Source organism: Hymenobacter sp. ISL-91, assembly GCF_018613725.1.
In the GTDB taxonomy this organism is placed as follows: Bacteria; Bacteroidota; Bacteroidia; order Cytophagales; family Hymenobacteraceae; genus Hymenobacter.
The window spans coordinates 1-26,969 of record NZ_JAGGPS010000027.1 but is presented as its reverse complement, the minus strand read 5'-3'; the positions used below and the strand labels follow the sequence as shown (position 1 = coordinate 26,969).

The following is a 26,969-nucleotide window of genomic DNA, read 5'->3' as shown; positions in this document are numbered from 1 at the left end:
CATGCCCCCAACTACCCCCGCTCCTGCTGCCTGGCCCGCTTTGCCCGTTGCCGGCTGGGCCGATACGCTCACAACCCTGCACATGTGGACGCAGGTAGTGGGCAAAATCCGGCTGGCTCAAACGCCCCTCATCAACCAGTTCTGGAACGTGCCGCTCTACGTTTCGGCCCGGGGCCTGACCACCTCGGCCATGCCCTACGAGCAGCGCAGCTTCGAAATCGAGTTCGATTTCATCGACCACCAGCTTCATATCCGGTGCTCTGACGGGGCCGCCCGGCAGCTGGCATTGGAGCCGCGTTCGGTGGCCGATTTTTACCAAGAAGTGCTGCGGCTGCTGCACGAGCTGGACTTGCAAGTGTCCATCTGGCCCATGCCGGTGGAAGTGGAAAACCCCATCCGGTTTCCCGACGACACCCAGCACGCCAGCTACGACGCTGAGGCAGCCCACCGCTTCTGGCGGGCCCTCACGCTGATGACGCCCATCCTGACGGAATTCCGGAGTGGCTTTACCGGCAAGTGCAGCCCGGTACACTTCTTCTGGGGCTCGTTTGATCTGGCCGTGAGTCGTTTTTCGGGCCGCCCCGCGCCGGTGAAGCCCGAGGCCGATTCCATCACCCGGGAAGCGTACTCGCAGGAAGTCATCAGCCACGGGTTCTGGCCGGGCGGCAATGGGCAGGCGGCCGCTTTTTATGCCTACTGCGTACCGGCCCCCAAGGGGTTTGCCGAGGCCCCGGTGCAACCCGAAGCCGCGTACTATAGCACCGAGCTGGGCGAGTTTCTGCTGCCCTACGAAGCCGTACGCACTGCCCCCGACCCGGCCGCTGCGCTGCACGAGTTCCTGCAGAGCACGTACACCGCCGCCGCCGACCTGGCCGGCTGGGACCGGGCCACATTGGAACGCGCCTGACCTGAAACTGCGCTACTCACCGCGCTGCCAGGCAACCTTGCCACCACTTTCTGCCTCTGTGAGAACTCCTGAGCCAGCTGCGCATCTGTGCCGAAAAGTTTGCAACTAGCACCCACTTTCCCCTTCCTTCATAATTGCCATGAACAAACCCTTCCTGCTGGCTCTTGGGCTGCTGTTTGCCACGCCGGCCCTGGCCCAGCAAGGCCCCGCCCGCCCCGATTCGGTGGCCCTGACGGCCTACCGCGCCTCGCGCACCAAAATCAACAGCCTCGTGCACACCAAGCTCGATGTGCGCTTCGACTATGCCAAGCGCCAGCTTATTGGCAAAGAGTGGCTTACCCTACAGCCCCATGCCTACCCCACCGACTCGTTGCGCCTCGATGCCAAAGGGATGGATATTGGGTCGGTGGCCCTAGTAGGCCAGGGGGATGCCAAGGCGCTTACCTTTAAAAACACCGGCGAGCAGCTCAACATCAAGCTCGACAAAACCTACCAGCCCGGCCAGCCATACACCGTGTACATTGAGTACGTGGCCAAGCCCGACGAGCTGAAAACAAAGGGCAGCGCCGCCATTACCGACGCCAAAGGCCTCTACTTCATCAACCCCGACAGCAGCGTGGCTGGCAAGCCGGTGCAGATCTGGACTCAGGGCGAGACGGAGGCTTCGTCGGTGTGGTTTCCGACTATTGATGCCACCAACCAGAAGACGACCCAGGAAATTGCCATGACCGTGCCGGCCAAGTACGTGACGCTGAGCAATGGGGCCCTGGTCAGCCAGAAGCCCAACGCCGACGGCACCCGCACCGACACCTGGAAGATGGACCTGCCCCACGCGCCCTACCTGTTTATGATGGCCGTAGGTGACTTTAAAATCACCAAGGACACGTGGCGGGGCAAGGAGGTAAACTATTACCTGGAGCCCAAGTACGCGCCTTTCGCCAAGCAGATTTTCGGCAACACGCCCGAAATGCTGGAGTTCTTCTCCAAGAAGCTCGGCGTAGATTATCCGTGGAACAAGTACTCGCAGATTGTGGTGCGCGACTACGTGAGCGGAGCCATGGAAAACACCACCGCCACGCTGCACGGCGACTTCCTGCACAAGGACGCCCGCGAGGCACTCGATGCCGAGTACGACCGGGGCGAGTCGGTTATTGCCCACGAGCTGTTTCACCAGTGGTTCGGCGACCTGGTAACGGCCGAGAGTTGGAGCAACCTGACGGTGAACGAGTCGTTTGCCGACTTCTCGGAGGCGCTGTGGGCCGAATACAAATACGGCCAGGAGGCCGGCGACGCGCATGCCTACCTGAACATGCGCAACTACCTGCGCAGCCCCCGCGACGCCCAGAAAAAGCTGGTGCGCTTCCAGTATGCCGATAAGGAGGACATGTTTGATCTGGTGAGCTACCAGAAAGGCGGCCAGATTCTGAACATGCTGCGCAGCTACCTCGGCGAGGAGGTCTTCTTCAAAAGCCTGCAGAAATACCTTACCGACAACAAGTTCGGCACCGCCGAAGCCCATCAGCTGCGGCTGGCCTTTGAGGCTGTATCGGGCCAGGATTTGAACTGGTTTTTCAACCAGTGGTACTTCGGCGCGGGCCACCCCCTGGTGGCCATCGACTACAGCTACGACCAGCTCAACAAAGAGCAGGTGGTTACCATTAAGCAGAACCAGCCCGGCCAAGTGTTTGAGCTGCCGCTGGCCATTGATGTGTACCAGAAAGGCAAGCCCACCCGCCACAACGTGGTGTTGCGCAAAGCCACCGAAGTGCTGCGCCTGCCCGCCGCTACCCAACCCGAGCTGGTGAATGTGGATGCCGAAAAGGTAACGCTGTGGCAGAAGCAGGACAACAAGCCCTTCGCCCAGTTCGCCTACCAGTACCGCAACGCCCCGCGCTACGTCGACCGGCGCGAGGCCGTGGCCGCTGCCGCCGCGCTGCCCCCCACCGATGCCGCCGCCCGTCAGCTGCTGTTTGCGGCCCTGAGCGACAAAAGCGAGTTTATCCGCCGCGCCGCGCTTGCTTCGCTTAAGCTCGACGACAAAGCCGTAGCGAAGGCAGCTGCCCCGCTGATTCGCAAGCAGTTGGCGCAGGAGAAAAACACCAATAACCAGGCAGGCATGTTGCAGGCCTTGGCAGCTATTGGCGATAAAAAAGACGAGAAACTGTTTACGAAGTCGCTCAGCAGTCAGTCGTATGCCGTGCAGGGCGCTGCCCTGGAGGGCCTGGCCGCCGTGCAGCCCAAGCAGGCCCTGGCCCGCGCCAAGACCCTGGAGGCCAGCGCCAAAGGCGACGTAGCCGCTGCCATCGCCAGCGTGTACGCCGAGGCCGGCGACGCCAGCACCTGGCCCTACGTGCGTACCCAGTTCGACGCTGGTGGCCCGCAGGCACAGTTTCAGATGCTGGAGAGCCTGGTCGGTTTTATGGCCCGCCTCTCCGACCCAACCATCCTGCGCGAAGGCGTGGACCGGCTGCAGAAAATGGCCATCCAATACAAGCAGTACGGAGTGGCCGAGCCCATTCTGGCCATGCTCGAAAAGGTGAAGCAGGGCAAGCCCGCCGACCAGCAAGCTGTTGTAATGGCTGCTGAAGAAGCCATAAAAGCAGCACAATAGCCTAAAGCTCAGCGCTTAGAAGCGCATGTAAAGGTCCCCACTGCGGTTGCGGTGGGGACCTTCTTTTTTGGGTCTGCTGTGAGTGGTCATCAGCTGAGCACAAACTACTATAAAATTAACACAAAGCACTAACGACCAAGCAGTAACAAACGGAACCATTTGTGGCTGGTGGGCGTCTTGGCTGCCATGCGTAAAACCACTTTGCTGACTACCGGCGCGCTGCTCATATTGGCGGCCCCGGTTCGCACCCTGGCCCAATCGGCTGCTGCTGATGCCGAGTTCAACCCGAACATGGAGTCGCCCTTTGTGCGGCTCATCCGCCCCGACCGGCCCGGGCAAACCATCACCACCAACATGCTGTATCCCGGGCAGTTTCAGCTCGAAACCAGCCTGACGCGCTACGCAGATGGCAGCAGTGTGGGTTACGCCGGCCGCCGGGTGTGGGGCAATACGCTCCGGGTGGGCTTCTTCAACCACATTGAGCTGCGCGCCACCCAGAACTACCTACCCGACCCGGTTGCCAACCGCTTGCTGGGGGATGTGCCGACTCCCTCCCTTGGTGGCCCGCGCGGTTTCGCGCCCCTCAACGTAGGGGCAAAATTCCTGGCTTCCAGCACGCAGAATGCCCGCTCGCAAGTGGTAGTGTTACTCGATATGAACTTGCGCAACGGCAACGCCAGCTTTACGGACAAGCAGTTGGAGCCCGGTGCCCGGTTACTGGTTTCGCAGCAGCTCGGTCAGCGGTTTGGCTTGGAAGGCAACTTTGGGTTTCGGCAGCGGGGCTTTAAGGCCGAGGGCACCAAACAGGGTCAGTATCTGACTACGCTGGCACTCAACGGTCCACTTGGAGCAGGTACGCACTTCGGTTTTTTGGCCGAAACCTATGCCACCTGGCAACGCCAGCAGGGTTGGCGGCCGGGCCTCAGCTCGGGACTGTACTATCGGCCCTTACCCGGCCTGCGCCTCGATGTAACCGCCGGCCACGGCCTTACACCGGCGGCCGGTGGCTTCAATATAGGAGCCGGCCTGAGCGCGCGACTGGGCAAGTAAACTACCGGCAGTCAGCATCCCGCTTCGTTACTTCTTCGCTTCCTCGCCCACAATGCGAGTTGGCGTTTGCTGCCCACTGATGATGGGCGCAGCAGCGCGGGCTATGGCCGTAATAACGGCCGTCATGTTGGCCAGGTCGAGGCTTTCCACTTCATCGTTCACAGAATGGTAGAGCTTGTCGGTCGGAATCTGGTCGGTGCTGATGGTATGGGCCGGTACGCCCAGTCGGGCCAGGGTAGCGTTGTCGGAGCGGTAGAACAGGTTCTGCTCGGGGTACGGATCGGCCTCAAACCGAAATATGCTGCCTTTGGCGTTCTGCTGAAGCAGCGGCCCGAAATCAGACTTATCGAAACCCGTAATAAAGGCGGAGTTGGGACCGAATTTAGCCTGCTTGCCAATCATTTCGATGTTGAACATGGCCACTACCTGGGCAGGGTTCAGCTGCCGGGAGAAGTGGCCCGCTCCGAAGCCGCCAATTTCTTCGGCCACGAAGGCCACGAACAGCAGCGGGCGGGCATTGCTGCGCTGCTGTTTGAAGTACTCTGCCAAAGCCACTACGGCCGATGTACCACTGGCATCGTCATCGGCCCCGTTGGCAATAGAGTCGCCGGCCACGGCAGGCAGCGTACCGATGTGGTCGTAGTGGGCACTGAATACGACTTTCTCGTTTTCCCGGTCTTTATCCAGGCCTGGCAGTACACCCACCACATTGCGCAGCTGTACCGTGCGGATTTCGGTGGTGGCCGTTATCAGAAACTTAAGCGGACCAACCGGAGCCTTGCCCAGCACGAGCAGCGTGGAAAAAGAATTGGGCTTTTCGGCCCGTAGCCCGCCACGTTCTACAGCACCGGCCACGCGCTTAAACGCGGCTTGGTGGGCCGAATCGACGAATACAATGGTATTGGCCTGGGGGTTGAGCAGCGGCCGGATTTCCTTCATCAGGTTATCCTTCGGCCCAACTGTTATGATGCGGGGCGCGGGTTCGTCGTAATGCATCCAGTTGAGTTTGGGCTGGCCCGAAACCAGCACGAATCGGCTGGCCGGTACCACTGCCCCCCCTACCGAAACCAGCATGGCATTGGTGCGGGCTTCATACACCGGAAACGACTGCGAGAAGCCCGGCAGGCCCGGTAACGGCTCCAGCCCGATCCGCTGAAACTCGGCCACCAAAAAATCGGCCGCCTTCTCGGCGCCGGGCTTGCCGGAGGCACGGCCCTGCATATCATCGGCGGCCAGTGCCCTGACAACCCGCTCTACGGTAGCTGCAGCAACGCCGGGGGCTGCCGGTAGCTTGACGGGTTTTTTTTGGGCGAATACGGGGCGGCCGGCAAGCCCCAGCAGCAGAACGAGCGCAATAGCTTTATACATGACGCAAAATAGGCAGCCCGCGCCGGATTTAATGCATTCCTGCGCGGGCTGCCTATTTACCTATCCTACTATTTAAATATTGGTAGGCCGTACTACGCAACTGCTATTTCTTTTCGGCAGCCGCTAGCACTGCAGCCCATTCGACATCGGTACTAGCTTTCCCGGCACCAGGCACCGATTTCAGGGCCAGTTCCGGGGCGGCAGCCTGCAGCGTTTTTAGCGTCAGTTTCAGCAGAACAAGCGTCTTATCGGGTCGTAACAGGTAATATTGGTTTTGATCATTTATTTCGTCATATCGTTGATCGGGGCTATAAGGTCCTTGGTAATTAGCCTTGCGCTTCAATTTGCTGTATCGCTTAAGCAGGGTATACTTTCCCTCATATACAACTTCCACATATGTTAATTGCTGCTCGAGAGTGGGAGCTTCCATAAAACGGCGAAAGTGCTGCTGGTGCGCCGGCTGGTTATAATCGCCTGGCACGGCCATCGTGAAACTTACAACAGAAGCATCGTTGAGCCGGATAGAATCATTCGGTGACTGGGGCAATCGTACCAATAGGCGTTGTTCCAGAATGTCATATTTAAGCAGCATCGATTCGGTTTTCGTTTCATTGGTTAACTGCACATTGGTTTTAAGCCACCGTTGGTCCAAATAAGGTGACCCTTTGAGACCGTAGGATTCACCCCTTGGTAGTGATACAGCATTTCCGTCTACGAGAGCTCGAACGTTATCCTTACCTGAGACCCCATCCTGCTTAAGCTTGGGAATTTCGGTTTTCTGATTTTGAGCTTGCACAGCCGTTACTGCTAATAACAGTGGTATTACGTAACGAATTTTCATTGGATAAGGACTTAAGTAATGGATATGCTAAAGCTACCTTTTTTTCGCAAAAACCAAATTCTTACCCCAGCGTCAGCACCAAGTCGTCGGCGTTTACCAGCGTGCCCTCGGCCAGGTTTACGGCCTGCACGGTGGTGTCGTTGGGGGCCGTGATGGTGGTTTCCATCTTCATGGCTTCGATGATGAACAGAGGCGTGTTTTTGCGCACCTGCTCGCCGCTTTTCACCAGCACCCGGCTCAGCAGGCCCTGCAGGGGCGCGCCCAACTGGCGGGGGTTGGCTTTATCGGCTTTCGGATTGCTGATGCGCTTGACCTCCACCGACTGGTCGCGGATTTTGAGGTTACGGGTCTGGCCGTTGAGGGTGAAGAACAGCGTGCGGTTGCCGTCCTCATCCACCGGCCCGATGCTCTGCAAACCCACGATGATGCTCTTGCCGCGGGCAATTTCGATGAGCGTTTCGGCGCCCGGCTGCAGGCCGTAGTAGAATACCGGCGTGGGCACCACCGACACGTCGCCGTACTGCTGGCGGAAGTCCCAGTACTGCTCAAACACCTTGGGGTAGAGCAGCCACGAAAGCACGTCGGTGAACTTGCCTTCGACCTCGAATTTTTCCTTGAAATTGGCCTGCTCCTGCTCGAAGTCAATCGGGGCCAGGTGTTCGTTGGGCCGGTCGGTGAAGGGCTCCTCCCCTTTCAGCACCACAGCCTGCACATCCTGGGGCCAGCCGCCCTCAGGCTGGCCAATGTCGCCGCGGAACAGCTGGCGCACCGACTCGGGGAAGTTGAGCGTCTCGCCCTTCTCCAGCACGTCGGCCGTCGTCAGGTCATTCGACACCAGGAACAGCGCCATGTCGCCGACTACTTTCGACGAGGGCGTGACCTTCACGATGTCGCCGAACAGCTGGTTGACGTCAGCGAAGGTGGTTTTCACGGTTTCGAACTTGTCGAGCAAACCCAGGGCCTGGGCCTGGGGCCGCAGGTTGGAGTATTGCCCACCCGGAATTTCGTGCTGGAACACCTCCGAGGTGCCCGCCTTCAGGCCCGACTCGAAGGGGTAGTAGTACTCGCGCACCGTTTCCCAGTAGGTCGAAAACTCATTGAGCGAGAGTTGGTTGAACTCGCGGTGCCGGGGCTGGCCGCGCAGCATTTCCACCACCGAGTTGAAGTTGGGCTGCGACGTGAGGCCCGAGAGCGAGCCCAGGGCTACATCAATCACGTTAACGCCGGCCTCCACGGCCTTAAGGTAGGTGGCGGGCTGCAGGCTGCTGGTGTCGTGGGTGTGCAGGTGGATGGGCAGGCTGATGGTGTCGCGCAGGGCCGTAATGAGTTCCTGGGCGGCGTAGGGCTTCAGCAGGCCGGCCATATCCTTGATGCAAAGGATGTGGGCGCCGGCGTCCTCAATCTGGCGGGCCAGGCGCAGGTAGTAATTGAGGTTGTACTTCTGGTGGCGGCTCACGTCGAGCAAGTCGCCGGTGTAGCAGATGCTGGCCTCGGCGAGCCGGTCGGTTTTGTTGCGCACGAAGCCAATGCAGGCCTCCATGCCCGGCATCCAGTTCAGCGAGTCGAATATGCGGAACACGTCGATGCCGGTTTCGGCCGCCTGCTGCACGAACCGCTCGGTCAGGTTATCCGGGTAGGCCTTGTAGCCCACGCCGTTGGCCCCACGAATCAGCATCTGGAGCAGAATGTTGGGCACGGCGGCGCGCAGCTTGGCCAGCCGCTCCCAGGGGTCTTCGTGCAAAAAGCGCAGCGCCACATCGAACGTGGCCCCGCCCCAGCACTCCAGCGAGAAAGTTTGCGGATGCTCGTGGGCGTAGCGGCCGGCCACTTTCAGCATATCAAACGTGCGCATGCGGGTGGCCAGCAAACTCTGGTGGGCGTCGCGCAGCGTGGTGTCGGTGTAGTGGATCTGCGGGTCGGCGCGCAGCCACTTGGAGAACCCCTCAGGGCCCAGCTCGGTGAGTAGCTGCTTGGTGCCGGCCGGCGGCGGGCCCGTGAGGTCCGATTCGGGCAAACGGGGTTTGCGCAGCTCCTTTTTGGGGTCGACGCTGCCCGCGACGTCGGCGTGGCCGTTCACGCTCACGTCGCCCAGAAAGCGCAGGATGCGGGTGGCCCGGTCGCGGCGCTGCTGAAAGCGGAACAGCTCGGGGTGGTCCTTGATGAAGTCGACGTTGGCCTCGCCGGCCATGAACACCGGGTGGGCAATGATGTTCTGCAGGAACTGGATGTTGGTACTCACCCCGCGCACCCGGAACTCGTCGAGGGTGCGGGCCATCTTCTGGGCCGCATCGGCCAGCGTGGGCGCCTGGGTCGATACCTTCACCAGCAGCGAATCAAAGAACGGCGACACCCGCACGCCGCTGTACACCGAGCCCTGGTCGAGGCGGATGCCGAAGCCGCCGGCCGAGCGGTACGCCGTGATGGTGCCGTAATCGGGCTTGAAATCCTGCTCGGGGTTTTCGGTGGTGATGCGGCACTGGATGGCGTAGCCGTTTTTCATCGGCACCACCTCGGGCCCCAAGTTGATTTCGGGGCTGTCGAGCCGGTAGCCGGCGGCCACGTAGAGCTGGGTTTTAATCAGGTCGACGCCCGTAATCATCTCCGTCACGGTGTGCTCGACCTGGATGCGCGGGTTCACCTCGATGAAGTAGATGCGGTTGAGCTCGGGGTTCACCAGAAATTCGACGGTGCCCACGTTGTTGTAGCCCACGGCCCGGCCCAGGCGCAGGGCGTACTCGTAGAGCTGCTCGCGCATTTCGGGCGTCAGGTGCAGCGAGGGGGCCACTTCCACCACTTTCTGGTAGCGGCGCTGCACCGAGCAGTCGCGCTCGTAGAGGTGGGTTAGCCCCCCGTGGTTGTCGGCCACCAGCTGCACCTCAATGTGCTTGGGCCGCTCCACGAACCGCTCCAGAAACACGGTGTCGTCGCCAAACGCCTTCAGGGCCTCGTTGCGGGCCTCAAAAAAGCCGCGCTCCAGCTGCTCATCGTCGCGGATGACGCGCATGCCCCGGCCGCCGCCGCCGCTGGCCGCCTTCAGCATCACCGGGTAGCCGATGCGGTGGGCTTCTACCAGCGCCACTTCCAGGTCGGTCAGGTCCTGCTCGCTGCTTTCAATGATGGGCACGCCGCACTCCACGGCCACGCGCTTGGCGGCTACCTTGTCGCCCAGCGCATCCATCACCTCCGGCCGCGGGCCCACGAAGATGATGCCTTCCTCGCGGCAGCGGCGGGCCAGCGTGGCGTTTTCGCTCAGGAAGCCGTAGCCGGGATGAATGGCATCAACCTGGTTTTCCTTGGCCGTGCGAATAATACCTTCAATGTCGAGGTAGGGCTTGAGCGGGTCGTCGTCGCGGCCCACCTGGTAGGCCTCGTCGGCCTTGTAGCGGTGCAGCGAGTAGCGGTCTTCGTAGGTGTAGATGGCCACGGTGCGGATGCCCAGCTCGGTGGCGGCGCGCAGCACGCGAATGGCAATTTCGCCGCGGTTGGCGACCAGTAATCGACGGATATTCATGCGGCAGGAAGGAATAGGGGTCACGAAGGAAGATGCCGCAAGCTACGGAAGGCGACGCAAAAACGTTAGCGAATATTTGCTGACAGCGAAATTTTGATAACGCCGTCCGAATGCCGGCCGGGTCGCCGGCCTGTTTTCACCACTGATTATCAATAAATTCATCTAATAGCGCTCTACTTCGTTAGTACCCGCAAACTCAACCGGCGGTTCATGGCGCGGCCGGCGGCGGTTTCGTTGGAGGCTATGGGGTAGTTGGGGCCGTAACCGCGGGCTTCGAGGCGCGAGGGGCTCACGCCCATTTCCACGAGGGCAGTCCAGGCGGTGCGGGCGCGGGCTTCACTCAGCTGCCGGTTCATCTGGTAGTTGCCCACGCTGTCGGTGTAGCCGCCTATTTTGAGGCGGGCCTGCGGATAGCTCTGCAGCAAAAGCGCAATGTTTTTGAGCTGGTTTCTCGATTCGGGCGTGAGCGTGGCCTGGCCCGTCATGAAGAACACCCGGTCGAAGCTGATCCAGCCCCGGGTGCGGTCCACGGTATCTACCTGCTGGCGAGGGCTGCTCAGGAACTGGTAGAGCTGGCTTTCGGTAGATTGGCGGCCCACATTACGCACCTGCTGGCCTTTGGGCAGCGGCAGCGTGATGGGCGTTCCGGTGTGGTAAATGTAGTAGCCCGATTTCGCGTCGTAGTGCCCGTCTACCAGCGGTGGCGCAATGGTGCCCGCCCGGCGGCTTCCCGGCTGATAGCGCGGCCGGCTCCGGGCGGCGGGCGGCAGCAGAGGAGGCGTTGGCCGCGCTGCAGCCGGTTGGGCCGAGGTAGGCGGCGAAGGAGTTGCAGCAGCTACCGGAGCGGCTGCTGCAACTGCTGCCGGAGTGGCTGGCGGAGCGGCGGCTGGTTTGGCGGCAACGGCCGCCGGGCGGGCGGCCGGTTTGGCGGGCGTTGCGGCCTTCGCGCGGGCAGCCGTGGCCGCCTCGCCCGGCGGAATAATGCGGCACTGCTGAATATAGGTCAGGTAGTCGCGGTTGGGCGTTTGGTTCGGCCCTTTTTCCACGGGGAAAAGCACGAACGTGCCGTTGGCCGTTTTGCCGGCCAGCAGAAAGATGTTCTCGATTTTCTGGGGCTGAAAACCGGTCTGGCTGACCTGTAGCAGGTAAGGCCCGCCCACTGCCAGGCCCTTGAAGGCGAAGTTACCGGCCTCATCGGTGGTGGTCGTGGTGCGGGTCTGGCTGGGCCCGTGTACCACTACCACCGCCGCCTTTTCGAGGGCCTGGTTGTTGGGCGCCATCACGTTGCCGACGATGCCCACCAGCTCCTGGGCCACTCCGGGCGTAGCCAGACTGAGCAGGCCCAGCAGAACGAGCAGCAGGAAATTAGAGAAGCGTTTCATAAGAATGTATTGAAGACCGAAACAAACAAATCAGTAACCCAATGTAAGCACAAGGCTGACTGATGCACATCAAAATACAAAATTATTTCTCTCTTTAATTATATTTATAATGACAGATATTTCACCGCTCCGCCATTTCCTGCCAATGGCCAGAAACCTTCCCTGCATGTCCTAGTTCTCTGGCCGCCCCCTCACCTAACCTCCCACGCATGGAATTCGCGGACAAGAACATTCTCATCATTGGCGCCTCTTCGGGTATCGGGCTGGCCACGGCCCGGCTGCTCAGCAAGCTCAACGCCAACCTCTACACGGCCTCGCGCACCCACTCGCCCGAGCTGGCCGAGCTGAACACGACCTTCGTGGAGCTCGACGTGACCCAACCGCTGGGCACCGCCCTCGACGCGCTGCCCGAGGTGCTGCACGGCGTGGTGTACTGCCCCGGCTCCATCAAGCTGCGGCCCTTCGAGCGCATTCCGCTGGCCGATTTTCAGGCCGATTTCCAGCTGAACGTGCTGGGCGCGGTGCAGGTGCTGCAAGCCTGCATGAAGCGGCTCAAGAAAGCCGATGGCGCCTCCGTCGTGCTGTTCAGCACCGTGGCGGCCGATACGGGCATGTCGTTTCATGCCAGCATTGCCACGGCTAAAGCGGCCGTGGAGGGCCTCACGCGCGCGCTGGCCGCCGAGTATGCCGGCAGCAACATCCGCGTGAATTGCGTGGCGCCCTCGCTCACCGATACACCCCTGGCCGCCGCCCTGCTCAACACGCCCGAAAAGCAGGAAGCCGGCGCCAAGCGCCACCCGCTGCAGCGCATCGGCCAGCCCCAGGATTTGGCCTACATGGCCTCTTTCCTGCTTTCCGACCACGGCTCATTCATCACCGGCCAGGTGATGAACGTGGATGGCGGCATGGGCAATCTGAAGTAAACACCTTGGTTGAACTTCATCCTGCCCACCGATGAAATGCGTCCTTTTCTGGCACCGGCGCGACCTGCGGGTGCACGACAACGCGGGCCTCGCGGCCGCTCTGCAAAGCGGCTATCCGGTGCTGCCGCTGTTCATCTACGACCGCGAAATCCTGGATTTGCTGCCTTCCCGGCAGGATGCCCGCGTCACGTTCATTTACGACCAGGTGGAACGGCTGGGCCGCGAAACCGCAGCCGCCGGCGGCTCTTTTCTGGCTTTCTACGGTCGGCCCCTGGAAGTATTTGAGCAGCTGCTGCGCCAGTATGAGGTGGCCGCCATCTACACCAACGAGGACTACGAGCCCTACGCCGCTGAGCGCGACGGGGCCGTGGCGGCGCTGGCCCGGCAGCACAGCGCGGAATTCCACGCGTTCAAAGACCAGGTAATTTTCGCCAAAAGCGAGTTGCTGGGTAAATCGGGTAAGCCGGCCCGCACGTTTGGCTCCTACCGCAAAGCCTGGCTGGAAAAGGTACAGGAGCAGGACCTTGCGCCGTACCCTTCGGCCGATCTGTTTATGGCAGAGCGGCTTTACGCCTTACCGAAAACCCCGGCCCGGCCCACGCTGGCCGAGATGGGCTTTGCGCGGCGCGAGCAGTTCGTGCCGGCCAACGAGCTGCCCGCCGAGGCGCTGGTGCGCAACTACCACGAAACCCGCGACCGGCCGGGCCTCGTCGACAGCAGCACCCGCCGCTCGGTGCACCTGCGCTTCGGCACGCTGAGCGTGCGCGAGCTGATGCGCCAGGCCCGGGAGCTCAACCCCAAGCTGCTGGCCGAGCTGGTGTGGCGCGACTACTTTATGATGCTGCTCTGGCACTACCCCGGCACGGCCACCGAAAGCTTCGACCCGCGCCTGCGCCAGGTGCCCTACCGCAACAACGAAGACGAATTCGCGGCCTGGTGCGCGGGCCAGACGGGCTACCCGCTCGTGGATGCCGGCATGCGCGAGCTGAACGCTACCGGCTACCTGCCCAACCGGGCCCGTATTGCGGCGGCCGGCTTTCTGGTGAAACACCTGCTCATCGACTGGCGCTGGGGCGACCGGTATTTTGCCGATAAGCTGCTCGACTACGATATGAGCCAGAACGTAGGTAACTGGCAGTGGATGGCCGGCACCGGCGTGGTGGCCGCCCCGTGGTTTCGGGTGTACAGCCCCCAAAGTCAGCTCGAAACCTACGACCCCGACCTGGCCTACGTGAAGCAGTGGGTGCCCGAGTACGGCACGGCCGCCTACCCCGCTCCCATCGTGGAGCACAAATTTGCCCGGCAGCGGGCTATTGATACGCTGCGAGCGGCCTACCGGGCCGCGGGGTAGCGTGCGAAACCCTACTGTACAGCTTCTTGTTATACCTCTGATATGAAACAGCCGACCACTGCCGCGCCCGAAGCGGCCACGCCCAAGGCCCGCATCAAGCAGGCATATTTCGATTACGTGCTCAAAAAGGGCTACCCGCCGCAGTCGGTGTACAAGCTCACCAAAAAGCTGGGCCTGCCCGAGCAGGAGTTCTACCGGGTGTACGCCAACTTCGACGCCATCGACCGCGAAATCTGGGCCGACTTTGGCCGGGAAGCCCGCGACACGGCCGCCCGCGAGCCGGTTTGGGAGCAGTACGGGGCCCGCGAAAAGCTGCTGGGTTTCTATTACACGCTGATTGAGATTCTCAAACGCAACCGCAGCTACGCCCTACAAAGCGTCCGTCGCTCCTTCGAGCGCCGCCCGATGCCCGGTTTCACGCCCCGCGTACTCGACGATTTCCGCCAGGATTTCGAGGAGTTTGTAGGTGAGATTCTGCGCGAAGGCCGCCGCACCGACGAGGTAGCCAGCCGCAAGCTTGTGCAGGACGGCTACCCCCGCTTCTTCTGGCAGCAAGTGCTGTTCGTGCTTGGCTTCTTCGCCAAAGACGACACCGTGGACTTTGAGCGCACCGATGCCGCCATCGAAAAGGCCGTCACCCTGAGCTTCGACCTGGTGGGCCGCAACACCCTCGATTCGGCCGTGGATTTCGTGCGCTTTTTGCTGCACAGCCGGCGGCACCGACGGTAGTTTTTAGTTGTCAGTTGCTGGAACGTCATTCAGCGCGAAGCGAAGAATCTCGCGTGCTAAAGTATTCCTGACGCAAGGAGTTACCGTTGCATGCGAGATTCTTCGCTTCGCTCTGAATGACGTTCAGTTTCGTTAGTACCATCCCTCGATACCCTTTTCGCATGTCCGATAGCCCTGCCAAGTCCCTCACCTCGCTGCCGACCACCAAAGTGGCGCGGGCGGCGCGGTTTGCCAAAACCGGCCTCAACGTGGGGGCCAACTACGTGAAGCACTACGCCAAGCGGGCCGTGGGCGCCGACAGCACGATGGCCGATTTGCACGCCGCCAACGCAGCCGAATTGTATGGCACACTCAGCGAGATGAAGGGCTCGGTGCTGAAGGTGGCCCAGATGCTGGCGATGGAGAAAAACCTGCTGCCCACTGCTTACGCCGACCAGTTTGCCCAGGCCCAGTACCAGACCCCGCCCCTCTCGGGGCCGCTGGTGGTCAAGGCCTTCCGCGATGCGTTTGGCAAGTCGCCGTTTGAGCTGTTTGATGAGTTTGACCGCGAAGCCCGGCAGGCGGCCAGCATCGGGCAGGTGCATTTCGCCCGCAAGGATGGTCGCGAGCTGGCCGTGAAGGTGCAGTATCCCGGCGTGGCCGACAGCATCCGCTCCGACATCCGGCTGGTGAAGCCGGTGGCATTGCGCGTACTCGGGCTCGATGAGGCTACCGTGCGCCCCTACATGCAGGAGGTGGAAACCCGCCTTATCGAGGAAACCGACTACGCCCTGGAGCTGCGCCGGGGCCAGGAAATTGCCGCCGCCTGCGCTAATCTGGCCCATTTACAGTTCCCGCACTACTACCCCGAGCTGTCGGCGGCCCGCATCCTGACGATGGACTGGCTACCCGGTCAACACCTGCGCGAGTTCCTGCTGACGGCGCCCAGCCAGGAAATCCGCAACCAGCTCGGCCAGGCCCTTTGGGACTTTTATATGTTCCAGCTCAACGAATTACGCCGGGTGCACGCCGACCCGCACCCTGGTAACTTCCTGCTGCGCTCCGACAACGGCGGCAGCGTGGGCGTGCTCGATTTCGGCTGCGTGAAGGAAATTCCCGAAGATGTGCACCGCCTTTTCACGGCCCTGCTCACCCCCGAAACCCTGGCCGACCCGGCCCAGCTGGCCGCGCTGCTCGAAGAAGGCGGCGTGCTCCAGGCCACCGACGCGCCCTCTCAGCGAAGCTTTTACGTGGAAACCATGCGGGCCTCGCTGGAGCTGGTGGGCCGCCCGTTTCGCCAACCCCGCTTCGACTTCGGCGACCCCAGCTACATGCAGGCCCTCTACGCCCTCGGCGACGATTTGATGCAGCAGCCCGAGCTACGGGAGCAGCGCGAACCCCGCGGCTCCGAGCACTTCATCTACCTCAACCGCACCTACGTGGGCCTCTACGCCTTGCTCACCGAGCTCCGGGCCAGCATCCGCACCGGCGCCGAATAGCGGGGCGCAAAACCAATTTACCGTCTTCCGGTTAAGAGCAACCCTGGCCTATTAGTGTAGCTACACGAAAAGGGTCGGGGTATTTTTCGCACCCTTTTATTTCTCCCCATGAAAAGATTCTGGACCCTTTGCGCCGCGCTGCTGAGCGTGGTTTCCATGGCTTCGGCCCAAACCTCCATGAGCTGCTGCGCCAAACCGGCCGCCGGCCCCAACGCCACCGAAACCTTCGCTATGCTGGCTTCCAACGAGGATTTCTCGGGTGGCCACGATGCGCCCCTGCCCTTCCGCTACGCCGGCGGCGGCGAGATGATAGAGTTCACGACCACCGACGGCGGCACGAGCAAGGCCTTCGAAATCAAGCCCAACATCCGCTCAGACAAGTACCTTTTCGTCATCCACGAGTGGTGGGGCCTCAACGACTACATCAAGCAGGAGGCCGCCCGCTTGGCCAAGGAACTGCCCGGCACCAACGTCATTGCCCTCGACCTGTATGATGGCCAAGTAGCCGCCACAGCCGACGAAGCCGGCAAGCTGATGCAGGCCGTGAAGACCGCGCGGGCCGAAGCCATTGTTAAGGGGGCGCTGCTGTATGCCGGCCCGCGGGCTCAGGTGGCCAGCATCGGCTGGTGCTTTGGGGGTGGCTGGAGTCTGCAGACGGCGCTGCTGGCCGGCAAGCAGGCGGTGGGTGCGGTGATGTACTACGGCATGCCCGAAAAGGATGTAGCCAAGCTCAAAACTTTGAACACCGATGTGCTGATGATTTTCGCCAAGCAGGACAAGTGGATCAATCAGGAAGTGGTAACCGAGTTCGAAAAGAACATGAAGGCGGCCAAGAAAGGCCTCACCGTGAAAACCTACGATGCCGACCATGCCTTTGCCAACCCTTCGAACCCCAAGTATAGCAAGGCCATGGCCGAAGATGCTCACGCCGCTTCCGTCGCTTACCTCAAAAAGAACCTCAAGCTCAAATAGGCTGCAAATTTTGTAAACGGGTACCTATATAACTGCGCCCCACCTAAAAACCCAGTGTTGCTCAACAAGAAAGGCTGCCCCTATGAGGCAGCCTTTCTTATTTGCTTCAGGAAAAAACTCGAGAGGGAGTTGGCACATGAACACCCAGCGGGTATGCTCCGGCCTGCTATTTCGCCTCGATGATTTCCTCCAGCGCAATCAGGCTCTCCGGCAGTTGGTCCATGCTGTCGAGCACGAAGTAGAGGTCCTGGAATTTGTCCTTCTCGAAGGGCGTATCCAACACGCCCTGCAGGCTAAAGGACAGGCGCGTAGGCTGCTCGCCCAGGCTGAATTTCACCTCGCCATGCGACGACAGCAGGCCCGCCCCGTAGATGCGCAGGCCCTCGGGCTGCTGGATCAGACCGAACTCGGCCGTGAACCAGTACAGGCGCGTGAACAGTTCGAGCGCGCCGGGCTGCTCACGGTGCTGCACGGCTGCCGCCCCCAGGTTCTGCAGGAAAGCCGCGAAACCGGGGTTCGTCAGCAACGGTACGTGGCCAAACACGTCGTGGAACATGTCGGGCTCCTCCAGATAATCGAGCTGGGCCAGGGTGCGCAGCCAAGTGGTGGCCGGAAACTTGCGCTCGGCCAGCAAACCAAAAAATATAGCATCGTCTACAATACCAGGCACTACCACCAGCTCCCAGCCCGTTAGCTCGCGCAGGCGCGGGTTCACCTCTCTAAAGTCAGGAATGGCCTCCCGGGTAAACCCAACCTGGCGTACACCTTCCAGAAACGCATCAGAAGCGCGGCTCGGCAATAGCTCCATTTGCCTATCGAAAAGCAACTGCCACACATGCTGGTCGGCGGCGGTGTAGCGGGCATATTCCTGGCGGAGCAGGGGCTGGAGGGCGGCGGTGGTTTCGAGGAGCGTGTTCATTGCAAATAAGAAAAAGAGGGAAAAAGAAAAGGCCTGCCCCCGCACGAAGCGGAAGCAGGCCTGACAAGACGTTGGATGAGGATTTGCTACTCCTGGTTCCGGCACGCCGCCGCCGCTCCGCTCCCTTGCGGGGCGTAATAGGCATAAGCATAATAGCGGGAAGTGAAGCGGGTCATCGGATGCAAATGTAGCTCGTCAAAATTGAACAGCCCAGGATCAGGCTGAAAAGCCGAAATTTTATATCGAACTGGCAGCCCATTAGCTGGCTACCAGCATTGGTCGGGGGGCATCGGCCAGCACGGCGGCCAGGTCGGCCACACTTTCGGTGAGCTGCTCCCAGCCGCTAAGCTCGAAGTAGGCATCCTGCAGGTGCGCCTCGCTGTAGGGCGTTTCGAGCACGGCCGCCAACTCGAAAGGCTGGCGCGGAGCTGCCTCAGACAGATAGTGATGAATTTCGCCCGACGACGAGAGCAGCCCGGCCCCGAACAGACGGGTTTCGCCGCCCTCACGCACCAGCCCAAACTGCACCGCGAAACCGTAGAGCCGCTCCAGGCGCACCATTGCCGCCGCGTCGGGCAGGTGCAGGGTAGCTACGTGGCCCAGAAACTGCAGGAAATCGGCGAAGGCCGCATCCATCAGCAACGGCACATGGCCGAACACGCCGTGGAACAGGTCGGGCTCCTCAATGAAATCGAACTGCGCCATGCTGCGAATCCAGACCGTGGCCGGGAACCGGCGCCGGGCCAGCAGGCCGTAAAAGTCGGCATCGCCCAGCAGGCCGGCCACCGGCACCAGCTGCCAGCCGGTAGCCTGCTGCAGGCGCTGGCTTACCTGCCCGAAATCGGGCAGGGCGTGGCGGTGCAGGCCGGCGGCGCGCAGCCCCTGCCAGAAGGCCCCGCAGGCCCGCTTGTGTAGCAGGGCGGTCTGGCGGTCAAACAATACTTTCCACACCAAGTGGTCCTGGGCCGAGTACTGGTCGTAGTGTTGCTGTAACATGGCAAAAGGCATAAAAAAAGGCCCGTTTCCTGTCGGAAGCGGGCCTTGCTGAGGTTCAGAGGAGGAGGTTGTTCAAATTCCCTACCTGTTGCACCGGCCACGCCGCCCGCTACCATACTGCAGATTGCAGACGGTAATCGACATAAAGCGCGTTGCGGTTGGTTTGAACATGGTATTGCAAATATAGAACTATATTTTTCTGATGCTAGTACTTTCTCTGCGGACAGTTTTCAGCTGAGAAGTCCTCTGCTCCCGCAACTTAGGCTTGCGGGTGGATTTCGGCCTTCTGATTGGAGAACGTGCGCCGCCCGTTCTTGTAGCCCAGCAACGGCTGGGCAATGGTGCGGATGGCCTCCACGGCGTCGGTGGCTTCCAGCAGCACAAACGTGGCCGGACCGCCTACCCGCAACTGCGCCTGCCGCGAAAGCAGCTTGGCGGCATCAGTACTTATCATCTCGTAGGTGTCCCGGATTTCGTCGTCGGTGGTGAGCTGGGCCACGTTGGCGTACAGGTTGGCCATGCGCACCAGCGAGGCGTCGCCGTAGGGCGTGAAGGCGTTGAGGATGTTGTTGCTGGAAATGGCCGTGGTAACGCCCAGCGCGCTGAACTCGTTGGCATTCACCACGCCTCGCGGAATCAGGTGCGAGTGGTCCTGGCCCATCATCAGCAGGTCGGTGGCCGGCAGCACAATCAGGGCCACATTGGCCTCCTGGAGCAGCCGGGCCAGCTTCAGGCGCTGGGCCGGGGGCATGGCGCTGAGCTTGTTGACGTGGCCGATGGACACGCGGCCCTGGTAGTTGCGGCGCTTGGTCTGCTCCACAATTTTGGGGATGCTGGTGTGGCTGGGGTCGAGGTCAAAATCGAGGTGGAAATCCACGGGCACGTCGAACTCCTGGGCCAAATCAAAAACCAGCTCGATGTGGCGGGCGGGGTCGGCGTCGGTATAGGGGCAGCCGCCCACTAGGTCGGCGCCCTGCTGCAGGGCCTGGCGCAGCAGGTCGTAGGTTTCCATCTCGTCGGTGAGGCCTTCCTGGGCGAAGGCGCACAACTCGATGTCGATGGCGTAGGCGTACTTCTCGCGCACCCGCTTCAGGGCTTCGAAGGAGCGCAAGCCGGCACGGGGGTCGGTTTCCACGAAGCTGCGCAGGGCCATGGTGCCCTTCTTGATGGCCATTTCCACCACCCGGCTACCGCGCGCAAACACGTCTTCTTCGGTGAAGTGCTTTTTGGCTTCCTTGGTTACTGAAGCGGCCTCGCCCTTGGTGCCTTTCTGCACGGTGCAGCGGTCCAGAATGCAGGCTTTGTCGAGGTGAATGTGGGTTTCAAAGAAGCCGGCGCACACAAACTGGCCCTCGGCGTCGATGGTCGTGCGGGCTTTGCGGGTGATGTTGGCTTCCAGCAGCTCAATTTTGTCGGCTACCACACCCACATCCACGCAGCCATCATGGTTGTCCAGCCGGGCGTTTTTTATCAGTAAATCAAGCATTCAGCATAGAAAACAAGTCCGCCGCAACGCGGAAACCGGGCACATAGTGCCGCCCGGCGGAAGAGGAAATTCAGCCAGTACAAGGCCGAAACCGAAACCCATTCGGCTCAGTTAGTACGGCCTGGCACCGGCACAGTTCGGCTTCCAGCCAAGTAGCGAAATCTAAATCTGAACCGCAGAAAAAAGCGGTGTACTACTCCAGTTCCTGCCGCAGCGCGTACACGCGGCGCAGGTTACGAATCAGGCGGCCCGACTCGTCGAAGTCGAGTGTCTGGGCGCCGTCGGAGGCGGCTTTTTCGGGCGTTGCGTGGGTTTCGTAGATGATACCGTCGGCGCCGGCCATCACGCCGGCCAGGGCCATGGCGGCCACGTGCTCGCGCAGGCCGATGCCGTGCGAGGGGTCGACGATGACGGGCAGGTGCGTTTTCTCCTTGAGAATGGGCACCGCGTTCAAATCCAGCGTGTTGCGCGAGGCCGTTTCGAAGGTCCGGATGCCCCGCTCGCACAGAATCAGCTTCTCGTTGCCGCCCGAAAACACGTACTCGGCCGACGAAAGCAGCTCTTCCAGCGTGCCCGAAATGCCGCGCTTAATCAGCACCGGCTTATCGACCCCGCCCAGCGCATCGAGCAGGTTGAAGTTCTGGGTGTTGCGGGCGCCCACCTGAAACACATCCACGTAGTCGTGCATCTCCTCCACCTGCGACACCTGCATCACTTCGGTAATAATTTTGATGCCGCGGGCGCGGGCCATCTGATGAAACAGCTTCAGCCCGTCCATACCCAGCCCCCGGAACGAATAGGGCGAGGAGCGCGGCTTGAACACGCCACCGCGCATAATGCGCACGTCATTGTCCAGCAAGTGCTGCATCACGCTCTCCATCTGCGCCTCGCTCTCGATGCTGCACGGGCCGGCAGCCAGCGTCAGCGTGCCCTCGCCAATGCGCACGCCGTCGCCGAGGTCGAGCACGGTGGGGCGCACGCGCCACTTACGGCTCACCAGCTTGTAATCGTCGGATACGCGGTGGATATCCTGCACGCCGGGCAGCTGGCCCAGGCTGCGCAGGTCGATTTCGGCCTTGCCGATGGCCACGAGGTAATGCGCCCGCTGAGTTTTCACCTCGGTGGATTTGTAGTTCAGGGCCTTTATCCGGGCTTCGATTTCTTGCTGGTTCTGCGCGGAAATCCGGGGGTCGAGTTGGAGAATCATTGGGTGGTAAGGGAAGGTTTTCGCAGCACGATGTAGGGGCGGGGCTTGTCCCCGTCCGCCGTTGAACGATTGTCGTTGAATAAGCACCGTTGATGTGGCGCTAACGGCGGGCGGGGACAGCCCCGCCCCTACGTCGTTCTTCACTGCCTGGGTTACTTGATAACGGAAGAAACGAAAGCGGCAGCGGCGGCCGGCGCATCATCGGCGCCCTCCAGGGCCCGAATCAGGGCCGAACCGATGATGGCGCCCTCGGCGTGCTGGCAAGCCTTCTCAAACGACTGCTTGTCGGAAATGCCGAAGCCCACGAGGCGCGGGTTGCGCAGGTTCATGGCCTCAATCCGCTCGAAATAGGCTTCCTGCACGCCCGCGGCCTGGGTGTTGGCCCCGCCCGTAGTGCCGGGGCCCGACACGAGGTAGAGGAACGAATCGGTCAGTTCATCGATGCGGCGGATGCGCTCGGGAGCGGTTTGGGGCGTGATGAGGAACACCGGCCGCAGGTTGTGACGGCGGAAAATGTCCTGGTATTCGGCCACATAGTCGTCGAGCGGCAGGTCGGGCAGAATCACGCCATCGACGCCGGCCGCGGCGGCCTCGCGGCAGAAGTTTTCGACCCCAAACTGCATCACCGGGTTGAGGTAGCCCATGAGCAGAATCGGCGTGTTGGGCACCTGTTCGCGCACGCCTTTCAGCTGCCCGAACAGCACCCGCATGTTCATGCCGTTCTGCAGGGCCACGCTGCTGCTCTGCTGAATCACCGGCCCATCAGCCAGCGGGTCAGAAAACGGCACTCCGATTTCGATAACGTCGGCGCCGGCGCTGGCCAGTGCTTTCAGGATGGGCACTGTGTCGTTGAGCCGCGGGTAGCCGGCCGTGAAGTAGATGTTGAGCAGTTTTTTATCCTGCTGGAAGGCTTGTTGAATTCGGTTCATGGCTTTGGTATAAACTGTCATCCTGAGTTTGCGAAGGACCTTACCACGTTGCTGCGGTTATCATTCATCGTGATGAGGTCCTTCGCAAGCTCAGGATGACAGACGTTTCAACGGCTTACATCAAGTCCTGCTGGATATAGGTTTCGAGGTCTTTGTCGCCGCGGCCCGAGAGGTTGATGACTACCACATCGTCGGGGCCGGCACCAATTCGGTCGAGCACGGCCAGCGCGTGGGCCGTTTCGAGGGCCGGAATGATGCCTTCGAGGCGGCTACACTCCACCACCGCTTTCAGCGCATCGTCGTCGGTAACGCTGATGAACTGCGCCCGGCCGGCATCGGCCAGAAAGGCGTGCAGCGGCCCGATACCGGGGTAGTCGAGGCCCGCCGAAAGCGAGTAGGGCTCAGTAATCTGGCCATCTTCGTCCTGCATGAGCAGCGTCCGCGAGCCGTGGATAATGCCCGGCTTGCCCAGCACCGACGTAGCCGCCGAGTGGCCCGAATGCACGCCGTGTCCGGCCGCTTCCACGGCCACCAGCTGCACCTCAGCGTCTTCCAGAAAGTGATAGAACGCCCCGGCCGCATTCGAGCCGCCGCCCACACAGGCTACCACGTACTGGGGCAGCTCGGAGCCCGTTTTTTCCAGCAGCTGCTTGCGCATCTCCTCGCTGATAACGGCTTGCAGGCGCGCCACCAGATCGGGGTACGGGTGTGGGCCGACCACCGAGCCGATGATGTAGTGGGTGTCGACGGGGTTGGAAATCCAGTCGCGGATGGCCTCGTTGGTGGCATCTTTCAGGGTTTTGCTGCCGCTGCTGGCGGGCCGCACTTCGGCGCCCAGCAGGCGCATGCGGTACACGTTGGGCTTCTGGCGCTCCATGTCCACCTCGCCCATGTACACGATGCACTCCATGCCCATCAGGGCGCACACGGTGGCAGTGGCCACGCCGTGCTGGCCGGCGCCGGTTTCGGCAATGATGCGGGTTTTGCCCAGCCGCCGGGCCAGCAGAATCTGGCCCACCGTGTTGTTCACTTTGTGGGCGCCGGTGTGGCAGAGGTCTTCGCGCTTGAGAAACACGCGGGTATTGTACTTGGCCGACAGCCGCTTGGCCTCGAACAGTGGCGTGGGCCGGCCCACGTAGTCGCGCAGCAGCTGCTGGTATTCCTGCTGAAACGCCGGATCGGCCATGATGGCCAGGTATTGCTGGCGCAGCTCCTCCACGTTGGGGTAGAGCATTTCGGGGATGAAGGCGCCGCCGAACTGGCCGTAGTAGCCGCGCTCGGTGGGTTGCTGGTAGGTTGGAGCAGTCATAATATAGGTTGAGCTGTTAGCCGCTGGCTGCTAGCCGGTAGCTTTTCGTTGAGAAAACAAATGCTGATGGAAGGCAAGCCAGAAACAGGGGCTGGCCGGAGGAAATCAAGAAGTGAACATCACTCCCGTAAATCGGCGAAAAACCGGCGTAGCACGGCCGCATCCTTTAGGGCCGGCGCCGTTTCGAAGCCGCTGTTCACATCGAAGCCGTACAGACCCGGCAGGCGCAGGTGGGCCAGCTCGGCTACCATGCCCGGGGTGATACCGCCGGCCAGCAGGTAGGGCACCGGCAACGCATACTGGCGTAGCAGCTCCCAGTTGAAGCGGGTGCCGTTGCCGCCCGGCTGGGGCCCGGCCGCATCAAACAGAAAGTAGTTGCACACCGGCGCGTAGGGTTCCAGCGTGGCGAAATCAACGGCTTCGCCCACCGCAAACGCCTTGATAACGCCCACGCCGGCCGCTTGCAATTCGGCACACTGGGCTGGCGACTCGGCACCGTGCAGCTGCACCAAATCGAGGCCAAAACGCCGCACCTGCTGCATGATTTCAGCCGTACTTTGGTCAACAAAGACACCGACTTTGCGCACGCTGGCCGGCAGGCTCTTCAGCAGCTCCTCACTCAGCTCTTCGCCCACAAAACGCTTGGACTGGGGAGAGAAGATGAAACCGATGAAATCGGGTTCGAGGCCTGCCACTTCCAAAATATTGCCAGCCTGCCGCAGGCCGCAGACTTTCAAATGCAGGGGAGCAATAGGTACCATACCGTAGTTTTTGAAGAGCCAACCGGGACAGGGGCAGCGAAGTTCAGGAACGAGTGCAGCGGCAGCGCCTTACAGCTGCTGAACCAGCGCGGCGCAGGCCTGCTCGGGACGGGCGTGGCGCATGAAGGCCTCCCCCATCAGAAAACCCCGGTACCCGACCTCGCGCAACGCCCGGATGTCGGCCGCCGAGTTCAGGCCACTTTCGGTCACCTTCACGTACTCGTCCGGAATCTGGCGGGCCAGCTCGCCCGAAACGTCGAGGCTCACGGCGAAATCGTGCAGGTTGCGGTTGTTTACGCCTACCAGGCTCACGGCGTCGGGGTGCAGCGTAGCCGTCAGCTCCTGCTCGTTATGGATTTCGAGTAGCACCTCCATGCCCAGGCTACGGGCCAGCCGGCCCAGGCGCAGCACTTCCTCGCCGCTGAGCACAGCCGCAATCAGCAGCACGGCATCGGCCCCGAGGCTTTTGGCCTCGATAATCTGGTATTCGCCCACCACAAAATCCTTGCGCAGAATGGGGCAGAAATTAAAGCGCCGGGCCGTGGTCAGGTCCTCGTTGCGGCCACCGAAAAACTCGGTGTCCGTGAGCACCGACAGCGCCGACGCACCGGCCTGCATGTAGCCCAACGTGGTGCGCTCGACCGGCGCGTGCGCATTGATAATGCCCTTGCTAGGTGATTTGCGCTTGAACTCGGCAATAATGCCGCTCAAATCGTCGCGCAGCACGTAATGGCGCAAGCTCAGCGGCTTGGCCTCCATGTACAGGCTCTGCTCCAGCAGTTTTAGTGGCACCAGGCTCTCACGGTCGGCTACTTCGCGGCGTTTATGGGCAATGATTTTATCCAGAATGGTCATTTTTTTAAGCTTTTAGCTAACAGCTGGTAGCTGGTAGCCTGATGTTCTGTTTTAATAGGAATCTGTTTTGGTGTAAAAGGCGCCGCGAGCGAAAGCTACCAGCTAAAAGCTGTCAGCTAAAAGCTTCAAAGCCTTTCTCGCCCTTCCTGAATCCAGCGACTCTTGAGCGGCGGCCAGGGCTTCGGCGAAGCTGAAATTTGGTTCGCAGCAGGCAATGGCTAAGGCGGCGTTAGCCGTTACCACGTCGCGTTGGGCGCGAGTGGAGCGGCCTTCGAGCACGTCCACGAACAACCGGGCCGACTCGGTAGGGTTGTGTCCGCCGGCCAGCTCCTCGGGACGGGTGGCGCTCAGGCCTAGGTCGGCGGCGTTGGCTACCCGCTCGCCGGCGGGCGTGGCCAGCTTGGCTGCCCCGGTCAGTGAGAGTTCATCGTAGCCATCGAGGGCATGGACTACGGTGTAGCGGGCATCGGTTTGCTGCAGCAGGTAATGGTAGATGCGCAACAGCTCCAGGCTGAACGTGCCGGCCACCTGAAAGCGGGGCCGCACCGGGTTCACGAGCGGACCCAGAATATTGAAGAACGTACGGACGCCCAGCTCGCGGCGCACCGGCCCGGCGTGGCGCATGGCCGGGTGGAAGGCCGGCGCGTGCAGCACGCAGATATTCGCCCGCTCCAGCTGCCGCTTCAGCGCGTCGTTGTCGGCGGCCAGGTTCACACCCAGCTCGCGCAGCACATCCGACGAGCCACACACCGACGACACGCCGATGTTGCCGTGCTTAGTGACGTGGTAGCCCGCCCCGGCCACCACAAAACAGGCCAGCGTACTGATGTTGAGCGTGTCTTTGCCGTCGCCGCCGGTGCCCACTATGTCAATGGTGTCGCGGGTGCCCAGTTCCGGGTCGCGGCTCAAACTCAGCAGCGCGTCGCGGAAGCCGGCCAGCTCGGGCACCGAAATCGGGCGCATGCGGTACACGCTCATAAAAGCGGCCATTTCGGCAGCGTTGGCTTCGCCCTGCCCGATGCGCAGCATGGCCTCGTGGGCCTCGGCGTGCGTGAGTAGCTGCTGATCAAAAAGTTGGGCAAGAAGTTGTTTCACAATCGTTGATTCGCGCTGGTTATGTTGATTTCGTTGATGAAAGACAGTCATGCTGAGTGAAGCGCAGCGTAGTGGAAGCATCTCTACCGCTTCGTTGCAATCGTCATGATTAAGTAGTGTTGCATAAGTAAACGGGTGGTACGTATGGGCGTATCTTTGGGCCATGATTTTAGCCCCTCTGCCGCTGACAGCCCTCGAAATAACCACCCTGGAAGCGGCTTGTGCCCGGGGGCCGCACCCGCGCATGCGCCGCCGGGCGCAGGCCGTGCTGGGCCACCATCGCGGGGCC

At 61.4% G+C, this 26,969-nt stretch carries 21 protein-coding genes; 8 read left to right on the top strand and 13 right to left on the bottom strand.

The features are described 5' to 3' along the window. Nucleotide 1 precedes the first annotated feature (1 nt). The 3 genes from J7E24_RS11830 (at nucleotide 2) to J7E24_RS11820 (ending at nucleotide 4,568) form a co-directional block, all read left to right on the top strand. Entirely contained in the window at nucleotides 2–907 is a 906-nt protein-coding gene (locus J7E24_RS11830) for a DUF5996 family protein (protein ID WP_215138361.1), read from the top strand. Between the two features lie 139 nt (nucleotides 908–1,046). After that, on the top strand, nucleotides 1,047–3,518 hold the full coding sequence (locus J7E24_RS11825; protein WP_215138360.1) for a M1 family metallopeptidase: 2,472 nt from the start codon (nucleotides 1,047–1,049) through the stop codon (nucleotides 3,516–3,518). A gap of 186 nt (nucleotides 3,519–3,704) precedes the next feature. Then, nucleotides 3,705–4,568 (top strand): transporter, encoded by an 864-nt coding sequence (locus J7E24_RS11820; protein WP_215138359.1) that lies wholly within the window; start codon nucleotides 3,705–3,707, stop codon nucleotides 4,566–4,568. Between the two features lie 27 nt (nucleotides 4,569–4,595). On the opposite strand, the gene J7E24_RS11815 is transcribed toward J7E24_RS11820, so the two are convergent. From J7E24_RS11815 to J7E24_RS11800, 4 genes are all read right to left on the bottom strand, one after another. After that, a complete protein-coding gene (locus tag J7E24_RS11815) occupies nucleotides 4,596–5,936 on the bottom strand; it encodes a M20/M25/M40 family metallo-hydrolase (protein WP_215138358.1) in 1,341 nt (446 codons plus the stop codon). 103 nt (nucleotides 5,937–6,039) lie between these two features. Beyond that, nucleotides 6,040–6,777, bottom strand: a complete 738-nt coding sequence (locus J7E24_RS11810; RefSeq protein WP_215138357.1) for a hypothetical protein — start codon at nucleotides 6,775–6,777, stop codon at nucleotides 6,040–6,042. A 61-nt stretch (nucleotides 6,778–6,838) separates the two neighbouring features. Then, nucleotides 6,839–10,288: a pyruvate carboxylase gene (locus J7E24_RS11805; RefSeq protein ID WP_215138356.1), complete on the bottom strand. Its 3,450-nt coding sequence runs from the start codon at nucleotides 10,286–10,288 to the stop codon at nucleotides 6,839–6,841. Nucleotides 10,289–10,461: 173 nt separating this feature from the next. Continuing rightward, nucleotides 10,462–11,670, bottom strand: coding sequence for an OmpA family protein (locus J7E24_RS11800; RefSeq protein WP_215138355.1), 1,209 nt, complete (start codon nucleotides 11,668–11,670; stop codon nucleotides 10,462–10,464). Between the two features lie 209 nt (nucleotides 11,671–11,879). Here J7E24_RS11800 and J7E24_RS11795 point away from each other — a divergent pair, with 209 nt between their 5' ends. The 5 genes from J7E24_RS11795 to J7E24_RS11775 all read left to right on the top strand — a co-directional run bounded on the left by J7E24_RS11795 (nucleotide 11,880) and on the right by J7E24_RS11775 (nucleotide 17,123). Continuing rightward, the gene (locus J7E24_RS11795) at nucleotides 11,880–12,593 is read left to right on the top strand and encodes an SDR family NAD(P)-dependent oxidoreductase (RefSeq protein WP_215138354.1); all 714 of its coding nucleotides are present in this window, start codon (nucleotides 11,880–11,882) and stop codon (nucleotides 12,591–12,593) included. A gap of 31 nt (nucleotides 12,594–12,624) precedes the next feature. Next, nucleotides 12,625–13,944: a cryptochrome/photolyase family protein gene (locus tag J7E24_RS11790; protein WP_215138353.1), complete on the top strand. Its 1,320-nt coding sequence runs from the start codon at nucleotides 12,625–12,627 to the stop codon at nucleotides 13,942–13,944. Between the two features lie 42 nt (nucleotides 13,945–13,986). Next, entirely contained in the window at nucleotides 13,987–14,673 is a 687-nt protein-coding gene (locus tag J7E24_RS11785) for a TetR/AcrR family transcriptional regulator (protein ID WP_215138352.1), read from the top strand. A gap of 161 nt (nucleotides 14,674–14,834) precedes the next feature. Then, a complete protein-coding gene (locus tag J7E24_RS11780; protein WP_215138351.1) occupies nucleotides 14,835–16,151 on the top strand; it encodes an ABC1 kinase family protein in 1,317 nt (438 codons plus the stop codon). 108 nt (nucleotides 16,152–16,259) lie between these two features. Beyond that, nucleotides 16,260–17,123, top strand: a complete 864-nt coding sequence (locus tag J7E24_RS11775) for a dienelactone hydrolase family protein (RefSeq protein ID WP_251047169.1) — start codon at nucleotides 16,260–16,262, stop codon at nucleotides 17,121–17,123. A 166-nt stretch (nucleotides 17,124–17,289) separates the two neighbouring features. Here the strand turns inward: J7E24_RS11775 and phhA are convergent, their stop codons facing one another. From phhA to trpD, 9 genes are all read right to left on the bottom strand, one after another. Beyond that, a complete protein-coding gene (phhA, locus tag J7E24_RS11770) occupies nucleotides 17,290–18,042 on the bottom strand; it encodes a phenylalanine 4-monooxygenase (RefSeq protein ID WP_215138350.1) in 753 nt (250 codons plus the stop codon). 258 nt (nucleotides 18,043–18,300) lie between these two features. Further along, on the bottom strand, nucleotides 18,301–19,038 hold the full coding sequence (locus J7E24_RS11765) for a phenylalanine-4-hydroxylase (RefSeq protein ID WP_251047168.1): 738 nt from the start codon (nucleotides 19,036–19,038) through the stop codon (nucleotides 18,301–18,303). Nucleotides 19,039–19,297: 259 nt separating this feature from the next. Further along, entirely contained in the window at nucleotides 19,298–20,524 is a 1,227-nt protein-coding gene (locus J7E24_RS11760) for an amidohydrolase family protein (RefSeq protein ID WP_215138348.1), read from the bottom strand. Nucleotides 20,525–20,717: 193 nt separating this feature from the next. Then, the gene (gene aroF, locus J7E24_RS11755) at nucleotides 20,718–21,731 is read right to left on the bottom strand and encodes a 3-deoxy-7-phosphoheptulonate synthase (protein ID WP_215138347.1); all 1,014 of its coding nucleotides are present in this window, start codon (nucleotides 21,729–21,731) and stop codon (nucleotides 20,718–20,720) included. 152 nt (nucleotides 21,732–21,883) lie between these two features. Continuing rightward, on the bottom strand, nucleotides 21,884–22,660 hold the full coding sequence (gene trpA, locus J7E24_RS11750) for a tryptophan synthase subunit alpha (RefSeq protein ID WP_215138346.1): 777 nt from the start codon (nucleotides 22,658–22,660) through the stop codon (nucleotides 21,884–21,886). Between the two features lie 115 nt (nucleotides 22,661–22,775). Beyond that, nucleotides 22,776–23,969 (bottom strand): tryptophan synthase subunit beta, encoded by a 1,194-nt coding sequence (gene trpB / locus J7E24_RS11745; protein WP_215138345.1) that lies wholly within the window; start codon nucleotides 23,967–23,969, stop codon nucleotides 22,776–22,778. Nucleotides 23,970–24,088: 119 nt separating this feature from the next. Beyond that, a complete protein-coding gene (locus tag J7E24_RS11740; protein WP_251047167.1) occupies nucleotides 24,089–24,730 on the bottom strand; it encodes a phosphoribosylanthranilate isomerase in 642 nt (213 codons plus the stop codon). Nucleotides 24,731–24,799: 69 nt separating this feature from the next. Further along, nucleotides 24,800–25,585, bottom strand: a complete 786-nt coding sequence (trpC, locus tag J7E24_RS11735; protein WP_215138344.1) for an indole-3-glycerol phosphate synthase TrpC — start codon at nucleotides 25,583–25,585, stop codon at nucleotides 24,800–24,802. A gap of 102 nt (nucleotides 25,586–25,687) precedes the next feature. Beyond that, nucleotides 25,688–26,680, bottom strand: coding sequence for an anthranilate phosphoribosyltransferase (gene trpD / locus J7E24_RS11730; RefSeq protein WP_215138343.1), 993 nt, complete (start codon nucleotides 26,678–26,680; stop codon nucleotides 25,688–25,690). Nucleotides 26,681–26,969: the final 289 nt, after the last annotated feature.

What these genes read in the sequence shown, in the direction of transcription:
- J7E24_RS11785 (WP_215138352.1), top strand. Translation starts at nt 13,987, where the DNA reads ATGAAACAGCCGACCACTGCCGCGCCCGAAGCGGCCACGCCCAAGGCC.
- J7E24_RS11790 (WP_215138353.1), top strand. Translation starts at nt 12,625, where the DNA reads ATGAAATGCGTCCTTTTCTGGCACCGGCGCGACCTGCGGGTGCACGAC.
- J7E24_RS11795 (WP_215138354.1), top strand. Translation starts at nt 11,880, where the DNA reads ATGGAATTCGCGGACAAGAACATTCTCATCATTGGCGCCTCTTCGGGT.
- trpC (WP_215138344.1), bottom strand. Translation starts at nt 25,585, where the DNA reads ATGACCATTCTGGATAAAATCATTGCCCATAAACGCCGCGAAGTAGCC.
- aroF (WP_215138347.1), bottom strand. Translation starts at nt 21,731, where the DNA reads ATGATTCTCCAACTCGACCCCCGGATTTCCGCGCAGAACCAGCAAGAA.
- J7E24_RS11825 (WP_215138360.1), top strand. Translation starts at nt 1,047, where the DNA reads ATGAACAAACCCTTCCTGCTGGCTCTTGGGCTGCTGTTTGCCACGCCG.
- J7E24_RS11805 (WP_215138356.1), bottom strand. Translation starts at nt 10,288, where the DNA reads ATGAATATCCGTCGATTACTGGTCGCCAACCGCGGCGAAATTGCCATT.
- J7E24_RS11830 (WP_215138361.1), top strand. Translation starts at nt 2, where the DNA reads ATGCCCCCAACTACCCCCGCTCCTGCTGCCTGGCCCGCTTTGCCCGTT.
- trpA (WP_215138346.1), bottom strand. Translation starts at nt 22,660, where the DNA reads ATGAACCGAATTCAACAAGCCTTCCAGCAGGATAAAAAACTGCTCAAC.
- J7E24_RS11775 (WP_251047169.1), top strand. Translation starts at nt 16,260, where the DNA reads ATGAAAAGATTCTGGACCCTTTGCGCCGCGCTGCTGAGCGTGGTTTCC.
- J7E24_RS11780 (WP_215138351.1), top strand. Translation starts at nt 14,835, where the DNA reads ATGTCCGATAGCCCTGCCAAGTCCCTCACCTCGCTGCCGACCACCAAA.
- J7E24_RS11815 (WP_215138358.1), bottom strand. Translation starts at nt 5,936, where the DNA reads ATGTATAAAGCTATTGCGCTCGTTCTGCTGCTGGGGCTTGCCGGCCGC.
- J7E24_RS11800 (WP_215138355.1), bottom strand. Translation starts at nt 11,670, where the DNA reads ATGAAACGCTTCTCTAATTTCCTGCTGCTCGTTCTGCTGGGCCTGCTC.
- phhA (WP_215138350.1), bottom strand. Translation starts at nt 18,042, where the DNA reads ATGAACACGCTCCTCGAAACCACCGCCGCCCTCCAGCCCCTGCTCCGC.
- J7E24_RS11760 (WP_215138348.1), bottom strand. Translation starts at nt 20,524, where the DNA reads ATGCTTGATTTACTGATAAAAAACGCCCGGCTGGACAACCATGATGGC.
- trpB (WP_215138345.1), bottom strand. Translation starts at nt 23,969, where the DNA reads ATGACTGCTCCAACCTACCAGCAACCCACCGAGCGCGGCTACTACGGC.
- J7E24_RS11740 (WP_251047167.1), bottom strand. Translation starts at nt 24,730, where the DNA reads ATGGTACCTATTGCTCCCCTGCATTTGAAAGTCTGCGGCCTGCGGCAG.
- J7E24_RS11765 (WP_251047168.1), bottom strand. Translation starts at nt 19,038, where the DNA reads ATGTTACAGCAACACTACGACCAGTACTCGGCCCAGGACCACTTGGTG.
- J7E24_RS11810 (WP_215138357.1), bottom strand. Translation starts at nt 6,777, where the DNA reads ATGAAAATTCGTTACGTAATACCACTGTTATTAGCAGTAACGGCTGTG.
- J7E24_RS11820 (WP_215138359.1), top strand. Translation starts at nt 3,705, where the DNA reads ATGCGTAAAACCACTTTGCTGACTACCGGCGCGCTGCTCATATTGGCG.